A 17,086-nucleotide genomic window follows, 5' to 3' on the forward strand; every position below is an offset into this window, starting at 1 on the left:
CAAGGTTTAGAGGAGGAAGGCTAACCGGTTGGCAACATCGCTAGTGCTTAGTCAAAGAGATAGTGCCGAGTGAGAAGAGTAAGATGAAGTCAGTTTCTCAACCAAGGCTGACATGGTCAAAAATACGTTGTGCGCTTAAGCGACGAAGAACGACAAAACCTCCAGGAAATTGTCACCACGGGGAAACGAGCTGCGGCTCTGATCAATCATGCCCGAATTCTCCTCAAAGCCGATTGCCAGCAATCCCCCGGTTGGCGAGATCAGGATATAAAAGAAGCCCTTGATATTAGCCTTAGAACCATTGAGCGAGTGCGGAAACGATTTGTCGAAGAGGGGCTAGAGGCAGCCTTAAGCCCTCGTCCCCATCCCCGTCGCCCCCGAAAGTTGGATGGCACAACGGAGGCACACTTAGTGGCGTTGTGCTGTAGTGAACCGCCCGCAGGTCAGGGGCGATGGACGTTACGTTTATTAGCACAGCAGATGGTGGAGTTGGACTATGTCGATGACATCAGCCATGAAAGCGTGCGGCAACTGCTAAAAAAAACGGTAGTGCGTCAAAATGATGTGGGTTTGGTAAAGTAGAGGAATCGTTACCACTGCACTAAAACTATGGAATGTCGGCTCTGCGGTCATCCCAAAACCCACAAACACGGCAAAATGCCCAATGGTCATCAACGCTACTTCTGCCCTCACTGCCAGCAAACCTTTGCCGAGAGTTTTGACACCCTCTACTACTATCGCCATGTTACTCCGGAGCAGATTGAGCAAGTACTTCAAGCCCACAGTGAAGGCACTAGCTTGCGAGGAGTCAGCCGCATCAGCGGATTAGCCTATAACACCGTGGTCAGTATTATTCGTGCCGCCAGTGCTAAAGCTTTGCTGGTTCATAACGACCAAGTGCAGGGCGTGGAAACGGAGGACGTGAGTGCTGATGAGATGTGGTCATTCGTGAAAAAAAACAAACAATGCTTGCCCGAAGAAGTTGAAGTAGGCGATTGCTGGATTGCGATGAGTTTGGCAGATTCGAGCGGGTTAATCTTGACAGCACGAGTGGGGAAACACACCGATGAACTGATTGAAGAACTGGTGGTGAGCACGGAGGGAAAGACCCATTGCCAGCAATGGAATAGTGACAACTGGGGAGGATATGAGCGGGTACTGCCGCTGGAAATTGAGCACTACATTGGCAAAGACCAAACGCAACGGTTGGAGCGTACCAATGGAATTATCAGGCAGCAGACGGGTAGGTGGCATCGACGACAGAACCTGGTTGACTGACAAAAGATTGTGCCCAAACCTCAAAAACCCTCACTATGCCTGGATTTCAGCGTTTTATAATCGGAGCCCCCTTATCGTGAACCATCTTGGCACTGGATTGGAATTGGCAGAAGCCTTGCCAGTACTCAGTTATGGCTCTCTACAGAGGTGATCGCTGAGATGCCTATGGGACAAGAGTTTTCAAAGTTTTGTCAGTCAATCAGCGACAGAACAAGTTTGGCAAACTGTGGCAGCAGACAAAGGTGACGGTGCGTTTAGTGGTGAGTTATTTCAACTGGATCTGGCAGCACAGTCGCTACAAGAGCACGGCGGCACAACGAGCAGGATTGACTGACCATCGCTGGAGTTGGCAGGATATCCTCTCCTTCCCCACAATAATCTAATGCACTACCAAAAAAACGAACTCCAACCCTGGCGACAAAGCTGTTGGGTAATTCCACCGAGCCAAAGCGCAGAGTTTGTCTGGCATATGGAGGCAGTCTTGACGGTCTATCAGACGGATTACACCCCAAACATGCCTGTGATTTGCATTGATGAAGCGAGCAAACAGTTAGTCAAAGAAACCCGCCTACCCATTCCGGCTCAACCGGGGCAGCCCGAACGGGTGGATTATGAATATGAGCGCAACGGGACAGCTAACCTGTTTATGGTCTGTGAACCGATGATTGGGTGGCGGCGCGTGACGGTCACAGAGCGTCGCACCGCAGTAGATTATGCCCACTTGCTCAAAACGTTAGTGGATATCGATTACGCCCAAGCCCAAAAAATCATTGTCATTCAGGATAATCTCAATACTCATTCCCCGGCCTCACTCTACAAAGCCTTTGAACCGGCAGAAGCACAACGCATCTTGAGTCGATTGGAATTCTGCCATACCCCCAAACATGGCAGTTGGCTGAATATGGCCGAGATTGAACTGAGTGTTTTGAGTCGTCAGTGCTTAAGTCGCCGGATTCCTGATCAGGAGACACTCAAGCGTGAAGTGGATGCCTGGCAAGACGAGCGCAATCATCAGGAAACATGGATTGATTGGCGATTTACAACGGCTGATGCCAGGCTAAAATTACAACATCTCTATCCGTCAATTGATTGTTGACTGGACACTAGTTGTGATCAAGAAAGCAGCCGCCATTGGGTCAAAGCTCCGAGCCTATCTCTGGCCGTGGCGTGGCATTATTGTCGCAGCCCCTAGCGTTACGGCTGTGGTGCTTTGCTTACGATGGGCGGGATTATTGCAGTTTTTAGAATTGGCTTGGTTTGATCAATTTGTGCGCTGGCAGCCGGTGCTGCCACCGGATCAACGGGTGGTGATTGTGGGCATTTCTCAAACGGATCTCGATACCCTCGCCCAACCCTTTCCCACCGATACCACCCTCGCCCGCTTAATTCGCCAAATCCGCGCCCATGATCCCGCTGCGATCGGTTTGGATATTGTGCGATCGCTCCCCCTCGAACCCGGCTATGACGAACTGGTGCAGGTGTATCGCAGCACCCCCAACCTGATCGGGATTCGTAAGGCGGTGCGGGATGGGGAAGATGCCCCGATCGCGCCGCCGCCGGTGTTGGCTGAGTTGGGGCAAGTGGCGGCTAGTGATGTGCCGGTGGATGCGGATGGGACGGCTCGCCGGGGTTTGCTGTACTTGACAGCCCACGATGGCACGATTGTGGATGGGTTGGGGATGAAACTGGCGAGTTTGTACCTCAAACGCCGGGGAATCACGGAAGGGGAAACCCCAGCCCCGCAGTATTACATCAAGTTTCAAGAGACGGTGCTCCCGGCTTTAGGACCCTACAGTGGCGGCTATACTCACCTCGATCATAGGGGCTATCAGGTGTTGATTCGCTATCATCCCCACAAGCGCGATCGCCTGCCGTTTCCGCTGGTGTCGATGGTGGATGTGCTAGAGGGACGGATTGAGCCGGAGGCATTTCGCGATCGCATCGTCCTGATTGGCTACACTGCCCACAGCCATCGCGACCTCACCCAAACCCCCTACAGTAGAACCCTCCTCGAAAAAATCGACAGTGTGCCGGGGGTGCTGGTGCATGCCCATCTTGCCAGTCAGATTGTTGCGGCGGCCTTGGGGGAACGCGCTCCCCTGCGGAGTTGGCCCGAATGGCTGGAATTTCTCTGGTTGGCGGCTTGGACGACCCTGGCGACGGTGATCAGTTGGCAAGGACGCTATCCCCAGACGGAGAAGCGCCTTTCGTGGCGATCGATCGGGTTGCTGTTGGGGGCGATCGCTGCCTTAGCCCTTGGGAGCTATGGCGCGTTTTTGGCGGGGTGGTGGTTGCCCCTTGTGCCGCCACTGTTGGGCATTGCCGGGGCCGCCTTGGGGATTATGGGGTATCTCGCCTATCGCACCGCTAGTCTGCGCTCGATTTTTAGCCGCTATGTCAGTGATGAAATTGTCGCGACGCTGCTTGAAACCCCGGCCGGTTTGAATTTGGGTGGCCAGCGTCAAGAGGTGTCGATCTTAATGTCGGATCTGCGGGGGTTTTCTAATATTTCTGAACGGTTTTCCCCGGAACAGGTGGTGGCTCTCCTCAACATTTACCTTGAGGAGATGACCGATGTGATTAACCAGTACGGTGGCACGATTAATGAATTCATCGGGGATGCGATTTTAGTCCTGTTTGGCGCACCAACATCACGACCCAATGATGCGGAGCGGGCGGTGGCCTGTGCGATCGCGATGCAGTTGGCCATGCCCCGCGTTAATCAACGCCTCCAAGCCGCCGAGCTACCCACGATCCAAATGGGAATTGGGATTAATACCGGGTCGGTGGTGGTGGGGAATATTGGCTCGGCAAAATATGCCAAATGGACTGTGGTGGGCAGCCAGATTAACCTTGCATCGCGGATTGAGTCCTATACCGTTGGGGATCAGGTGCTCATTTCTTGGTCAACCCTCACCGCTGTCATTCCTCCTTTAACCGTGTGCCAACAGCGGGAAGTGCACCCCAAGGGCTTTGATACCGCCGTCACGCTCTATGACGTGACGGGCATCGGTGCGCCCTATGATTTAGCCCTGCCTCAGAAACGGGAGCCGTTGGTGTTGTTGCGATCGCCGATTCCGGTGCAATGCACCATGATTCAAGACAAAGATATTAGTGACCATCAATTCAGGGCGGAAATTGTCCGCATCAGCACCAACGCCGCCCAACTCCAAACGGAATTTGTCCCGGAGTTACTCTGCTCGCTCCAGTTGGCCTTCGCGTCACCCCTCACGCCCCTCTATGCAAAAGTCACGGTTCTCGACGCTCCCACCCAAACCATCCAAGTGCAATTCACCGTTGTGCCCCCCCGTGTGGAAAAATTTATCCAAGCGGCGATTCATCATAGCCAGTCGAGGGCGTGAGGCGATCGCCCCCTTCCTTTCGCAATCAAGACCTTGAATCTACCCACTTGGATCACTGTTTCTCGCCTCGCTGGTGTGCCGTTTCTGCTCTACTGGCTCTATATTCCCACGGCCTCCCATCGCTGGTGGGCGGTGGGGGTGTTTCTCCTCGCCGCTGGTACAGATTGGCTCGATGGCTATCTCGCCCGTCGCCTCAACCAAGTGACAGATTTGGGGAAATTTCTTGATCCCCTGGTGGATAAGCTCTTGGTGTTGGCTCCCCTGTTGAGTTTGGTGGCAATGGGGTTGATTCCAGCCTGGGGAGTGTTTTTGATTTTGGGGCGAGAATTAGCGATCGCCGGTTGGCGCGTCAATCAAACCCAAATTTCCGGGGCGAATCTTTGGGGCAAGGCGAAAACCGTGGTGCAGATTATCGCGATCGCCCTGCTGATCGCCCCCTTACCCGCCCCCTGGCCCATCATTGCCCAACTCATTTTTTGGATCGCCGTTCTCCTCACCCTGATCTCTGGCGCGATCTATCTCTGGCCGCGTCCTAGCACCGACCCTTCCCCCTAAGCTCGATGCGCTCCTCAATCAATCCTCAGGGATTGCGATCGCTCTTGTTCACCCTTCGACAGTAACCCCTCATCACGTTCACTAAACGAGGCGAACTTGGGTTTGAGGATGGGTGAGGTGGCTCACGTCGCTGCCGTCGTGAATTAACTGCCATGGGGAATCCTGTCGCTCCAACTGCACTAAACAACAAAGAGAGGCGTGAATCTTGGGGCGATCGCTCAATAACCCCCAGGACGCACCCACCACCGATGCACCATGGCCCACCAGGAGCAGATTTTCCGTCGGGAACCGTGCCACGATGCGCCGCGCCGCTTCGCCTGCCCGTTCGATGAGTTGGTCTTGGGTTTCGGGAAAGGTAGGGAGGAGACAGGGGGGATAGGTGGGGTCAATTTCGGAGAATTGGGCGGTTAACTCGTCCATGGTGCGGGTTTCGGGCATGGCGGTCATCCATTCCGAATTGAGCCATTCGCTTAGGCCGGGTTCGATGTAGAGGGGTAAGTTAATCACCTGGGCGATTTCGTGGGCGGTTTGGATGGCGCGGAAGAAGGGTGAAACGAGAATGCGATCGATGGGTTCTGATCGCAGTCGTTGGGCGAGTTCTTGGGCTTGGACGATGCCATCGCCGGAAAGGTGTGGGTCGTAGCGGCGTTCAGCGGTGAGAAACCAGTCCGGATTGACGAAATCAATCCGATTTCCGTGACGGGCAATCCAAACAGTTTGGGGCATGGGTTGAGGGTGCGATCGCGTTTTCGTCCTTACTGTATCGAACTTTTCCCATGGATGCCCTGGAGTGCGAGCGTCCCGCTCGCTACTTTAACCCTAGATTAGCTCGCTACTTTAACCCTAGATTAGCTCGCTGTCGTGCTGTGATGATCCTGCCTCACGATGCGACGAAATCATGGCGGGGCTTGAAGGTTTCAATCTCGCGGATCTGGGCGTAGAGGGCTTCCTCTTCCGGGGAGACGTTGGGGGGAATCAGGATTTGGATTTCGACGATTTGATCGCCCCGTTTGTCGCTGTCTTCGAGGGGGAAACCTTTATTGGCCAGGCGCAATTTTTGACCCGATCGCACCCCCTTTGGCACATTCATTTTCACCAACCCATCGAGGGTCGGTACTTCCACCAATCCCCCTAAAATTGCCTCACTGGGCGTTACGGGTACGGTACAGAGCACATCGCGATCGCGCAGGGAAAAGCGATCGTGGGGATCGACGGTGATTTTGAGATATAAATTGCCGCCGTTGATGCCCTGGTTGCGGAGGCGGATTTTTTGGCCGTCAATCATTCCGGCGGGCATATCCACCTCCAGCGATCGCCCATCATCGAGGCGAATCCGTTCCCGCCCCCCGGTAAACGCCTTTTCTAAGGGAATGGAGAGATTTGCCTCCACATCGCGGGGACGTTGGCGGGGTTCGGGGCGGGGTTCCGGACGAGGTTCCGGGCGGCGGGTTTGGGTACGAGGTGCGCTGGTGGGGGGGCGTTCCGGGCGGGGTTGCCCGGCGGGGCGTTCGGTTTTGGTGCGTCGCTGGCGGTAGGCTTCGGGGGTATTTGCATCCATGCGAGCGCTGCTGGTGTTGCGCTCTTGGGTGAGGAGGTCTTCAACAAAGCGGTTAAAATCCGTGTAGGCGTTGGGGTCTTGGCCATTACTTGCGCCCCGGCTGGGTTTGCGCTTCGTGCCGGTTTGGACAAAACGGGTGAACTGGTCGTATTGCGATCGCCGTCCCCCATCGGACAGCACCTCGTAGGCTTCGTTAATGTCCTTAAACTTATCCTCGGCGACCTTATCCCCTGGATTCATATCCGGGTGATAACGCCGCGCCAACCGCCGAAATGCCCGCTTAATGTCCTCCGGTGTCGCCTGGGTTTCAATTTCCAGAATCTCGTAGTAGTTGCGAAAGTTCTGCATTTTTGTCATTCAATTCCTCTCTCCGCGTGGTGTGCCCCCGACTTAGAACCAGTCATCATCATCATCCCAATCATCGTAGCTGGGCCGAGACCGAGCGCGATCGCTCGGTGGGCGGCTATTGCTGGGGCGGTTCCAGTCGCGCCCGTCGGTGCTGCGTCGATCCGGCGGGCGACGGGAGCCACGGGGATCATCGTAGGGTGGTGGGGCCGAACGCGGCGGCGGTGGAGCGGGGGCATCGTAGGGCGATCGCGCTCCCCGACGCGGCGGCGGCGCACCGTAGGGATCATCAAAATCGTAGGGATTCGTATCGTAGGGATTATTCGGCGCACCGTAGGGCGGCGCGTAGGGAGCCGGGCGATAGGGATCGCGATAGGGATCGCGGGCTTTCTTATCGCCGGAAAACGTGCGCTTCACCGAGCCAAAAAAACCATCATCCTCTTCATCTTCGTACTGCATCCGCACTTCCCGATTCAACTCATAGAGCGCGTCTTGAAGATCGGCATAGGTGCGATCGATCGCCCGTTCATCATCCTTCGCTAACGCCGCTTCAAGATCCTGAATCAAGGCATCAATCTGACGGCGATAATAACTCGCGAACTGCGTGCCGAAATCGAGGACAATTTCCCGCAAACGGCGTTGAGATTGATCCACCAAGGCCTTAGCCCGGTTGCGTTTTTCCACCCGTTCGCGGCGTTCCCGGTCTTGCTGGGCAAACTGTTCGGCCTCTTGCAACATCCGATCCACTTCCCCTTGATTCAGGGTAGAGGCTTCCTGCACCACAATACTTTGCTCGCGGCCCGTGGTTTTATCCATGGCCGTCACCTGCAAAATTCCGTTGGCATCAATATCAAACGCCACCTGAATTTGCGGCACACCACGCGGCGCGGGAGGAATCCCCGCCAGCTTAAACCGACCGAGGGATTTATTATCCTGGGACATTTCCCGCTCCCCTTGGAGGATGTGGACTTCTACCACGGTTTGATTGTTTTCCCCCGTGGAGAAAATTTCCGATCGCCGCACCGGAATCGTTGTATTGCGCGGGATTAACTTTTTCATCGCGCCACTAATGCTTTCCAAACCCAAGGACAGGGGTGTGACATCAAGCAGCAGCACATCTTTCACCACGCCGGAGAGAATCCCCGCCTGCACCGCTGCCCCCACGGCTACCACTTCATCGGGGTTGACGTTTTGGTTGGGTTCGCGATCGATCAACATCCGCACCAGGTCTTGCACCATCGGCATCCGCGTCGAACCGCCCACTAAAACGATTTCGTCAATTTGGCGCGGACTCAGGCCCGCATCTTTAATCGCCCGTTTAATCGGTCGCCGAATCCGGCTGAGGAGATCGCCGCAGAGTTCTTCAAAGTCGGCGCGATTCAGAGTCGTTTCGATATGTTTCGGGCCGTCATCGGTGGCGGTGATGAAGGGGAGGTTAATTTCGGTGCTGGCCACGCCGGAGAGTTCGATTTTGGCTTTTTCAGCGGCTTCGGTGAGGCGTTGGAAGGCTTGGCGATCGCTCTTGCGCAGATCAATCCCCTCCTGCTCTAAAAACCGTTCAGCCAACCAATCCACAATCCGCCGATCAAAATCATTCCCCCCCAGTTGCGTATCGCCACTGGTGGCCCGCACCTCAAACACCCCATCCCCCACTTCAAGGATCGACACATCAAAGGTGCCGCCCCCCAAGTCAAACACCATAATCGTCTGATTATCCTGACGATCTAACCCATAGGCCAACGATGCCGCCGTGGGTTCATTAATAATCCGCAGCACATCGAGGCCGGCAATTTTGCCCGCGTCGCGGGTGGCTTGGCGTTGGGAATCGTTAAAGTAAGCCGGTACAGTGATCACCGCTCCGGTCACGGGTTCACCTAAATACCGCTCGGCATCTTCGACGAGTTTGCGCAAAATCTTCGCCGACAATTCTTCCGCCGCAAAATCCTGCCGCAGCCGGGGGCAGGGAATCCGCACATTGCCATTCTCATCGCGGCGCACGGTGTAGGCGACGCGGCGGGATTCGGTGGTGAGTTCGCCGTAGGTGCGCCCGATGAAACGTTTGAGGGCATAGAATGTGTTTTTCGGATTGAGAACCGCTTGCCGCCGGGCCATCTGCCCGACCACAAGTTCCCCGTCCTTATTAAATCCGACAACAGACGGGGTGGTACGCATCCCTTCCGCGTTGGCAATAACCAGCGGTTTACCGCCTTCCATCACTGCAACGACGGAGTTTGTGGTTCCCAAATCGATGCCGACTACTCTTCCCATGCGTTGTTTCTGAACAAATGTTAAGCCATTATGGTCTATTGTATCTTGCTACAGCTTGGGTGCTGCGTCTAGAGAGTAGGGCTGATTTGTCTGGATCAAGTCTCTCCCATGGGGCCACGGGTGGCGCAAGATTGGGATATGACAGAGGGAGTGTAAGCGATCGCTGCACTCTTGATCTCTTCTCCACCCTGAAACCATGACCAGAAAACTACATCTTGCGATTTCCACAACCAAGATTGAAGCAACCATCGAAGACTATTCCCAACGACTCGGCCAACGTCCCTGCGCTGCGATTCCGGGTGAATATGCCCTGTGGCGCACAGAGACACTGAATCTTTCTGTGCGTCAAGATGCCTCCTGTGCGCCGGGTTCGTTGCGTCATTTAGGCTGGGAAGACTCAACGGTTGACGAGTTTTCCAGTGATGTGGATGTGAATGGCATCGTTTGGGAACGATTCAGCGCCGCACAGCAGGCTGACGAAATTCATGCCCTTTGGCCAGAGGCAACCAACCCTTTCAACGCAAACATTTAAACAACTGAGCAGATGCATACTCCTGTAACGTCCTAGCCGTAGAAAGATGGCGGTGCCTGGGGTCAATGATGAGAGGAGGGCGCTTCTTCATTCCAGCAATTCTCATTTTAAAAATAATTCTTGCTGAAGCGCCTATTTTTAGGCCCTTTTAGCGATTGAAACCCGCATTCTGTCGTTCAGACTATCGGGATGGAAAGCCTCAGAAAGCCATGATTTCAGGACAAATGTTCTCAAATGAGAATTGCTGTTGCTGCGGTCTACCCCTTTCCGAATTCCCACAAAACCTCGTACAATCGTAAAGCACAACTTTTTAGACAAAAGTAATCCAGCTCCCATGATCAAAATTCGCCTCAAACGGTACGGTAAAAAGCGTGAAGTCAGCTATCGGATCGTGGCTATGGACAGCCGCACCCGTCGTGATGGTCGTCCCCTCGAAGAATTAGGCTTCTACAATCCTCGCACCGACGAAACCCGCCTTGATGTTCCGGCCATTGTCACCCGCCTCAAGCAAGGAGCACAACCGACGGAAACCGTGCGGGATTTGTTGACCAAAGCTCAAGTGTTTGAACAACTCAAAAATGCCTAATGTCTGAGTCGATCAATCTCGAACGCTCGTATCCCGACTATGGTGAGTTGGTGCGGTTTTTGATTGAACCCTTGCTCGATACCCCCGATGCGCTGCGGATTAATTGTGAATATGTTCGTGGGAATTTGGGTGTTTTGGTGCGCGTTGCCTTTGAAGAGGCGGATCATGGGCGGGTATTCGGACGCGGGGGACGCAACATCGAAGCCATCCGTACCGTCCTAGCGGCCACTGCTCAAAATGCGGGACAAACGGCTCGTCTCGAAGTTTTCGGGAAGCCACCGGAACCCGTCAGCCAGACGGATTCGCGTCCGGCGGGGCGATCGCGCCAACGCAGTAGCAACCGCTCAACGCCCAAGCCGTCCCTGCCACGTCCGTCTCGCCCTCGCCGTAATGGATAAGTTGATCCCGTGATCACGGAAACGATCGAGTTCCCTAACCCTGAGACGGCGATCGCCTTCGCGGGCATTGGTGAAGCCCATTTAAAATTGCTCTCGCGCCAGACGGGTGTAACCGCTGTGTTGCGGGGGCAAGCCTTGATGATGACGGGACAACCGAAAGCCGTGGAACGGTGTCGGCAGGTGGTGCGATCGCTGCAACCCCTCTGGGACGAAGGGCAAACCATCGGCGAGCCGGATATTTTAACCGCTTTTCATGCCGTCGATACCCAGCGCAGCGATGACTACCGCGACCTGCAAAAAAACATCCTCGCCGTCACCCGTCGCGGCGAATCGATCCGCGCCAAAACCTTCCGCCAACGCCAATACATCAACGCCATCCAATCCCACAGCGTCACCTTTTGCATCGGCCCTGCCGGAACCGGAAAAACCTTCCTGGCGGCAGTGCTGGCGGTGAAAGCCTTACTCAATGATGATTGTGAGCGGATCTTGCTCACCCGTCCCGCCGTGGAAGCCGGGGAAAAACTGGGCTTTTTACCGGGGGACTTGCAGCAAAAAGTTGATCCGTTTTTGCGCCCTCTCTACGATGCCCTCTACGAATTTATCGACCCGGAAAAAATCCCCGACTTGATGGAGCGGGGCAAAATCGAAGTGGCTCCCCTGGCCTATATGCGGGGACGCACCTTAAAAAATGCCTTTGTGATTGTGGATGAAGCCCAAAACACCACGCCAGCCCAGTTAAAAATGGTGTTGACGCGCTTAGGCTACGGGTCGCGAATGGTGGTCACGGGCGATATTACCCAAACCGATTTAGCCAATCAGCAGGATTCGGGTTTGGTGGTGGCGCAACGGATTTTAAAAGCGGTGGAGGGGATCGCATTTTGCCAACTTTCGGCGGCGGATGTGGTGCGCCATCCTTTGGTGCAGCGGATTGTGGCAGCCTACGAACAGTACGAAAAACGGTGATATCGCAGTGGTCACGTCAGTTAGGACATCTAAGATTTGTTAATCACAAGAGACTGCTGAGGGCTGAGCGGAGTCGTTCGCGTAGCGTCTCCGCAGGAGATAGCCCGGCCGGCCGCTTACCCTTCGACTCCGCTCAGGGTGCGCTGGTTGAATGTCCTAACTGTTCCGACTACTGCCATAAAACATCGATTGCGCTATTGGATCGCCATGCCTCACGATCGCTGATCCAGTTGGGTTTGGGCAAAGTCGCGCACTTGGGGGTCGTTGTCGTTGGCGGCGCGATCGCTGACAAACTCCCAGGTTTGGGGCAGGTCGTGATAATGCTCGATCATTGCTTTTAAGGCAGAGAAGCGGGGATTCACCTCATCGGGATGTTGGCGACGAAAGCGATCGGCAAAGGCGCATTTGGAAAGAATTTCATAGACGTTAAAATCCGTCGTCCAATTTTGGGCAAGTTCTTGCACCGCCAGCGATCGCACCATAGGATTCTGGGCATATTGGCTATAGGTTTTAAACCAGTTCAACACGCCGAGATCCTGCGTCCCGTAATGGGCTAATGCCCGAATCGCAATCGAGAGGACACCGGGATCGGCTTCTTGCTGAATGAACGTTTGGAGGGTTTCGAGCAAGTCTGAGCGGGTGCTGAGGTGGGGGAGGTGGGCTTGGAGGGTGAGGGCGCGATCGCGGGGGTCAGCGATCGCGCCAATTTCCGTTACAGTCAGGGGGGATAAATCAGGCATAGGACAGCAATGTTCAGGATGCACACCCAATTTTAGCGGCGAATCCTGCCAAACCTGACCAATATTCTGATCATGCGTCCCGAAACGGACTCGATCCTAAGCATTGAGGGCCTGAAGATGGGCCACGATCGCCCGCAAACCGAGGCGATAGCTCATCGCCCCAAAGCCGCTAATCTGCCCAAGCACCACCGGCGCGAGATAGGAATGGTGGCGAAAGGGTTCGCGCTGGTAAATATTACTGAGATGGACTTCCACCGTGGGAATCTGCACCCCGGCGATCGCATCACGGATCGCAACACTCGTATGCGTATAAGCTCCGGCATTAATAATCACGCCATCGATATCCCCCCAAGCATCATGAATCCGATCCACCAAGACCCCTTCATGATTGGATTGCAGGCAATCCACCGTTGCCCCCAACTCCGCCGCATCCGTGGCTAGGGCGGCGTTAATTTCGTCGAGGGTGACTGTACCATAAACTCCTGGCTCACGACGGCCCAATAGATTGAGATTGGGACCGTGCAAAACCAGGAGTTTAAACGGAGTATTCGGGTGGTGTGCCATGACTATTGCCTCAAAGAGGAACTCAGTTTGCACTGAGCACTCGAAGGACTAGCGTACATGGCGGCGTGGATTGTCCACAGGAATCGGAATGAGCTCAGGTTCGGGTTCCGGTTCCGGGCCAAAGAGAGCATCCACAATCCGGCGTGCCCAATCTTTGAGTTGTTCCAATACCTTGTCTAGATAGTCCATTGAACAAAGTGCTCCTGCAAGACCTAACTTAATTTTAACGGTAGTTTTCGGGCTTGATCGCGAGTTTTCTAAATTTGCTTTCAATTATTCCTTACATTGTAACGATTTTTAAAGTTTTTTGATCATCTTCTTAATAAAAAATGCAGGTTTTAGGGCAAAAATGCGCCGCCTCTGCGATCGTCCCCGGCCCCGGCAAACTCGCCACTGGGGAGGCGTTCCACCCCATGCACCCCCCCAAAAAACATATTTTGGGCTTGCCAATGCAGTTGATGATCGGTGTAGCGATCGCTCAACTCCAGCCCTTCGCCTAAGCCCGGTTCGAGGTTCAATGTGCCGCTTTCCCAATGCAAACGCGGGCGAGCAATGGCGGTCCTGAGATCATCCCCAAAGTCCACCAAATTCGTCACGATCTGCGTGAGTACCGTGCGAATCCGGTTCGACCCCCCGGAACCAAAAACCTGGGTGGGCTGACCATCGGTGAGGATCATCGTTGGGGCCATCATCGAAGACATGCGGCGATCGCTTGCCCAAGCATGGAACCCCTGGGGGTTGAGATCCGCTTCGCCGAGCATATTGTTGACCATAATCCCCGTCCCCGGAATCATGTAGCCGGAGCCTTCGCCGTTGGAGGTAGTGGCGCTGGCAGCGTTGCCCCATTCATCCATGACGCTGATGTGGGTGGTGCTGCCCCAGCGGTTTAACCCGGCGGCGAGGGCGGCTTGATAGGGGGCGAAGTGATCCGCGCCCAGGAACTCAGCGGCGATGGTGGGGTCATGGATGCGATCGTCGTAGCCATCGGTGCGGGCTTGGTTGGTGAGTTGCATGGCGCGAATCAGGGCGCGGAGATGGGTTTCGCTGCCCCAGGGCAGGGTGTCTAAGCCTGCGGTGGCCAGGAGTTGGAGGGTAAAGGCCATTAACGCGCCGCCGGAACTGGGGGGCGGGTTGGTGAGAAGGGTTTGACCGCGATAGTTAATGCGTAAGGGTTGCCGTTTGATCACTTGGTAATGGGCGAGGTCGGCATGGGTGAGATAACCGCCGTGGGTTTGACAGTCGGCCACCAGTTGATCGGCGATCGCCCCCCGATAAAACAGATCAATCCCCTCACTCACGATCGCTGCTAAGGTGTGGGCAAACTCTCGATGCACAAGCTGTTCACCGTAGCGCACGAGGCGACCCGTAGGCGCATAGATGCGGCGGGATTCGGCCCGTTCGAGTAAAATCGGCGCGAGGACGGTATTGATGCAAAATTCTTGAAAATCACTGAGGGGTACACCATCACGGGCGTAGGCGATCGCCGGTTCAGCCACCACCCCAAAGGGCAACCGCCCCAACTCCTGTTGCACCGTCCACACCCCCGCTAAATTTCCCGGTGTGGCCATCGCCCCTAGGCCCACATGAAACGACTGCACCGCATCGCCAAAATTCACATCAACGGGGTAAAAATCCAAGTCCGCCACGGGTCGTTTTTCGCGGGGGGTTTGGGTGAAAAAGTCGTAGAGGATGGGGGGGCGATCGCCACAATGAGCCAACAAAAACCCGCCCCCCGCCGCTGAAGTGAGGGTGGGTTCTGTGACAAAGGAGGCGAGCATGGCCGCTGCGATCGCATCAAATGCATTCCCCCCCGCCTCAAACACCGTCATCGCCGCCGCTGCGGTCTGTGGATGTCCGGCTGCTACTCCGCCCCGTGTTTTTCCCATATCACTCTACAGATTGATCCTGTCAACGAAACCGCTTTTGATTGTGCCATAGGTCGCCTCCGCTAAAATACAGGCAGGATTGAGAAACCTCTCACCCCAACCCTCTCGCGCAGGCTTCTGCCTATACACCAATCGATCGCACAAGTGAACACCCTAGCTTGATCCCCCCTAACCCCCCTTAGTAAGGGGGGAAACTCGAAAAAAAGTCCCCTTAGTAAGGGGGGAAACTCAAAAAAAAGTCCCCCTTAGTAAGGGGGGAAACTCGAAAAAAAGTCCCCTTAGTAAGGGGGAAACTCGAAAAAAAGTCCCCTTAGTAAGGGGGGGAACTCAAAAAAAAGTCCCCTTAGTAAGGGGGAAACTCAAAAAAAAGTCCCCTTAGTAAGGGGGGAAACTCGAAAAAAAGTCCCCTTAGTAAGGGGGGGAACTCAAAAAAAAGTCCCCTTAGTAAGGGGGGAAACTCGAAAAAAAGTCCCCTTAGTAAGGGGGGAACTCAAAAAAAAGTCCCCCTTAGTAAGGGGGATTTAGGGGGATCAAGCCCAGGCTAAGTCAACAAGTGAAGATTATGTATCAGCAGAAGCTCCCACGGGAGAAGGGTTGGGTATGAGGGCATTCTGCCCCGTCGTATCATCTTTTCCTATGTCTACCCCCGATCCCGAACTCCGCGAAAAAATTCGCCGTCAATTCGACCATTGCCCCTATCCCAGCACGCCTATCGATCACACCTACGCGAATAATCCGGATTTTCTGTATATTCATAACCTGATCACGGCGTTTTATCGGCGCGATCGCACCGTGATCGACCCTTCCGGCATGGTGATTTTAGATGCGGGATGCGGTTCCGGCATCAAAGCCCTCGGCCTCGCCCAAGCCAATCCGAGCAGCCAGGTGATCGGTGTTGATCTGTCCCCGGAATCGGTGGAATTTGCCAAAAAGCGAATTCAGTATCATGGTATTGAAAACGTTGAATTTCAAGTGTTAGATCTTGAAGATTTACCCAGTTTGGGCCTTGAATTTGACTACATCAATTGTGATGAAGTGCTGTATCTTCTCGATGATCCGGCGGCGGGTTTGGCTGCCATGAGTCGGGTGTTAAAACCGACGGGCATTCTACGGTTTAACCTCCACAGCTTATATGGCCGTGGCATGATGTTGCGTGCCCAGGAAGTATTTCGGATTATGGGCTTGATGGAAAGTAATCCAGAAGATACTGAGGTCGATATTGTGCGAGACACTTTTGATGCTTTGCACGATAACACAATGCTGAAGCAACTGACGAATTGGCCCAAGGCAGGCGAGTCGAAAGAGTCAATTTTGGCGAATTATTTGCTGATGGGTGATCGCGGTTTTTCCATTCCGCAGGTTTTTGACTTTCTTCGCCAAACAAACCTTGAATTTATCAGCATGGTGGAATGGCGAAATTGGAATCTTCTTGATCTTTTCAACACTCCCGATGATCTCCCTGTGTTTTGGCAACTCGCCCTTCCCGAAGCTAGCCTCGAAGACCAACTCACTCTGATTGAACTTTTGCACCCCAGCAACCGCCTCATTGATCTCTGGTGCTGTCATCCTCAACCCCCCAGCACGATTCAACCTCTCGACACCTGGAGCCAATCCGATTGGCTTCGGTCTACGATCCATCTACACCCCCAACTCCAAATCCCCGCCGTCCGGACTGAGCTAGAGCGGTGTGTGGCCCAACTCCAGCCTTTTAATCTGGGGGCATTTTTACGCCATGTCGGCACGGCGGCGGTGATTGATGCTACGTTGGCCGCCGGTTTACTCATTCCCCTACTCCAGCAGCCCCAACCCTTTCAAGCCCTTACCGAACACTGGCAAACCCTCCATCCCCTCAACCCAATCACCCAAGCGCCCACAACACCAGACGAGGCGCGATCGACCCTGTACAGCGCGGCACAAGGTTTAGAGGCGGGGGGCTACCTCCTGATCACTCCTTGAAATGCAACAATCTAAAAAAATTTAGCGTCGATGATGGGTCGCGGGTTTAAACTGGGTATCTTACACACATGAAGCTAGCCAGCGTTGAGGCAAAA

Annotated in this window: 15 protein-coding genes and 3 pseudogenes; 11 read left to right on the top strand and 7 right to left on the bottom strand. The window is 54.5% G+C overall.

The window, feature by feature from the left end; translation table 11 throughout:
* Positions 1–129: 129 nt before the first annotated feature.
* From SPI6313_RS08410 to pgsA, 6 genes and pseudogenes are all read left to right on the top strand, one after another.
* Positions 130–543: pseudogene (locus SPI6313_RS08410) on the top strand (helix-turn-helix domain-containing protein); the annotation flags it as partial.
* A 66-nt stretch (positions 544–609) separates the two neighbouring features.
* Positions 610–1,266, top strand: a pseudogene (locus SPI6313_RS08415) (IS1 family transposase); the annotation flags it as partial.
* Between the two features lie 200 nt (positions 1,267–1,466).
* Positions 1,467–1,661, top strand: coding sequence for a hypothetical protein (locus tag SPI6313_RS23450; RefSeq protein ID WP_072620593.1), 195 nt, complete (start codon positions 1,467–1,469; stop codon positions 1,659–1,661).
* Positions 1,662–1,669: 8 nt separating this feature from the next.
* Positions 1,670–2,374 (top strand): annotated as a pseudogene (locus SPI6313_RS08425) (IS630 family transposase); the annotation flags it as partial.
* Between the two features lie 13 nt (positions 2,375–2,387).
* Positions 2,388–4,640, top strand: a complete 2,253-nt coding sequence (locus tag SPI6313_RS08430; RefSeq protein WP_139276588.1) for a CHASE2 domain-containing protein — start codon at positions 2,388–2,390, stop codon at positions 4,638–4,640.
* Between the two features lie 33 nt (positions 4,641–4,673).
* The gene (gene pgsA, locus SPI6313_RS08435) at positions 4,674–5,195 is read left to right on the top strand and encodes a CDP-diacylglycerol--glycerol-3-phosphate 3-phosphatidyltransferase (protein WP_072620594.1); all 522 of its coding nucleotides are present in this window, start codon (positions 4,674–4,676) and stop codon (positions 5,193–5,195) included.
* Positions 5,196–5,276: 81 nt separating this feature from the next.
* Here pgsA and SPI6313_RS08440 read toward each other — a convergent pair whose 3' ends face one another.
* The 3 genes from SPI6313_RS08440 to dnaK all read right to left on the bottom strand — a co-directional run bounded on the left by SPI6313_RS08440 (position 5,277) and on the right by dnaK (position 9,366).
* On the bottom strand, positions 5,277–5,921 hold the full coding sequence (locus SPI6313_RS08440; RefSeq protein WP_072620595.1) for a histidine phosphatase family protein: 645 nt from the start codon (positions 5,919–5,921) through the stop codon (positions 5,277–5,279).
* Positions 5,922–6,075: 154 nt separating this feature from the next.
* Positions 6,076–7,110, bottom strand: coding sequence for a DnaJ C-terminal domain-containing protein (locus tag SPI6313_RS08445; RefSeq protein WP_072620596.1), 1,035 nt, complete (start codon positions 7,108–7,110; stop codon positions 6,076–6,078).
* A 33-nt stretch (positions 7,111–7,143) separates the two neighbouring features.
* A complete protein-coding gene (dnaK, locus tag SPI6313_RS08450; RefSeq protein ID WP_072620597.1) occupies positions 7,144–9,366 on the bottom strand; it encodes a molecular chaperone DnaK in 2,223 nt (740 codons plus the stop codon).
* 196 nt (positions 9,367–9,562) lie between these two features.
* Here dnaK and SPI6313_RS08455 point away from each other — a divergent pair, with 196 nt between their 5' ends.
* The 4 genes from SPI6313_RS08455 (at position 9,563) to SPI6313_RS08470 (ending at position 11,845) form a co-directional block, all read left to right on the top strand.
* Positions 9,563–9,898 (top strand): VOC family protein, encoded by a 336-nt coding sequence (locus SPI6313_RS08455; protein WP_072620598.1) that lies wholly within the window; start codon positions 9,563–9,565, stop codon positions 9,896–9,898.
* Positions 9,899–10,232: 334 nt separating this feature from the next.
* Positions 10,233–10,484, top strand: a complete 252-nt coding sequence (gene rpsP / locus SPI6313_RS08460; RefSeq protein WP_072620599.1) for a 30S ribosomal protein S16 — start codon at positions 10,233–10,235, stop codon at positions 10,482–10,484.
* On the top strand, positions 10,484–10,882 hold the full coding sequence (locus tag SPI6313_RS08465; protein ID WP_072620600.1) for a KH domain-containing protein: 399 nt from the start codon (positions 10,484–10,486) through the stop codon (positions 10,880–10,882). Before rpsP ends, SPI6313_RS08465 begins: the two co-directional genes overlap by 1 nt.
* Positions 10,883–10,891: 9 nt before the next feature.
* Positions 10,892–11,845, top strand: a complete 954-nt coding sequence (locus SPI6313_RS08470; protein ID WP_217650546.1) for a PhoH family protein — start codon at positions 10,892–10,894, stop codon at positions 11,843–11,845.
* Positions 11,846–12,057: 212 nt separating this feature from the next.
* On the opposite strand, the gene SPI6313_RS08475 is transcribed toward SPI6313_RS08470, so the two are convergent.
* The 4 genes from SPI6313_RS08475 to ggt all read right to left on the bottom strand — a co-directional run bounded on the left by SPI6313_RS08475 (position 12,058) and on the right by ggt (position 15,035).
* Entirely contained in the window at positions 12,058–12,585 is a 528-nt protein-coding gene (locus tag SPI6313_RS08475; RefSeq protein ID WP_072620601.1) for a hypothetical protein, read from the bottom strand.
* A gap of 96 nt (positions 12,586–12,681) precedes the next feature.
* Positions 12,682–13,149 carry a type II 3-dehydroquinate dehydratase gene (gene aroQ, locus SPI6313_RS08480; protein WP_072620602.1) on the bottom strand — a complete coding sequence of 156 codons (468 nt, stop codon included), beginning with the start codon at positions 13,147–13,149 and terminating at the stop codon, positions 12,682–12,684.
* A gap of 48 nt (positions 13,150–13,197) precedes the next feature.
* On the bottom strand, positions 13,198–13,338 hold the full coding sequence (locus SPI6313_RS23455; RefSeq protein ID WP_175551105.1) for a hypothetical protein: 141 nt from the start codon (positions 13,336–13,338) through the stop codon (positions 13,198–13,200).
* A 149-nt stretch (positions 13,339–13,487) separates the two neighbouring features.
* Positions 13,488–15,035: a gamma-glutamyltransferase gene (ggt, locus tag SPI6313_RS08485; RefSeq protein WP_072620603.1), complete on the bottom strand. Its 1,548-nt coding sequence runs from the start codon at positions 15,033–15,035 to the stop codon at positions 13,488–13,490.
* 636 nt (positions 15,036–15,671) lie between these two features.
* On the opposite strand from ggt, the gene SPI6313_RS08490 reads away from it, so the two are divergent.
* Positions 15,672–16,991, top strand: coding sequence for a class I SAM-dependent methyltransferase (locus tag SPI6313_RS08490; RefSeq protein ID WP_072620604.1), 1,320 nt, complete (start codon positions 15,672–15,674; stop codon positions 16,989–16,991).
* The last annotated feature ends 95 nt before the right edge of the window (positions 16,992–17,086 follow it).

Origin of the sequence: Spirulina major PCC 6313, from assembly GCF_001890765.1 — a bacterium.
Taxonomy (GTDB): domain Bacteria; phylum Cyanobacteriota; class Cyanobacteriia; order Cyanobacteriales; family Spirulinaceae; genus Spirulina; species Spirulina major.

Excerpts from the sequence above, each read along its gene's own strand:
- SPI6313_RS08440 (WP_072620595.1), bottom strand. The coding sequence starts at position 5,921 with ATGCCCCAAACTGTTTGGATTGCCCGTCACGGAAATCGGATTGATTTC.
- SPI6313_RS08445 (WP_072620596.1), bottom strand. The coding sequence starts at position 7,110 with ATGACAAAAATGCAGAACTTTCGCAACTACTACGAGATTCTGGAAATT.
- dnaK (WP_072620597.1), bottom strand. The coding sequence starts at position 9,366 with ATGGGAAGAGTAGTCGGCATCGATTTGGGAACCACAAACTCCGTCGTT.
- SPI6313_RS08455 (WP_072620598.1), top strand. The coding sequence starts at position 9,563 with ATGACCAGAAAACTACATCTTGCGATTTCCACAACCAAGATTGAAGCA.
- rpsP (WP_072620599.1), top strand. The coding sequence starts at position 10,233 with ATGATCAAAATTCGCCTCAAACGGTACGGTAAAAAGCGTGAAGTCAGC.
- SPI6313_RS08465 (WP_072620600.1), top strand. The coding sequence starts at position 10,484 with ATGTCTGAGTCGATCAATCTCGAACGCTCGTATCCCGACTATGGTGAG.
- SPI6313_RS08475 (WP_072620601.1), bottom strand. The coding sequence starts at position 12,585 with ATGCCTGATTTATCCCCCCTGACTGTAACGGAAATTGGCGCGATCGCT.
- aroQ (WP_072620602.1), bottom strand. The coding sequence starts at position 13,149 with ATGGCACACCACCCGAATACTCCGTTTAAACTCCTGGTTTTGCACGGT.
- SPI6313_RS23455 (WP_175551105.1), bottom strand. The coding sequence starts at position 13,338 with ATGGACTATCTAGACAAGGTATTGGAACAACTCAAAGATTGGGCACGC.
- ggt (WP_072620603.1), bottom strand. The coding sequence starts at position 15,035 with ATGGGAAAAACACGGGGCGGAGTAGCAGCCGGACATCCACAGACCGCA.
- SPI6313_RS08490 (WP_072620604.1), top strand. The coding sequence starts at position 15,672 with ATGTCTACCCCCGATCCCGAACTCCGCGAAAAAATTCGCCGTCAATTC.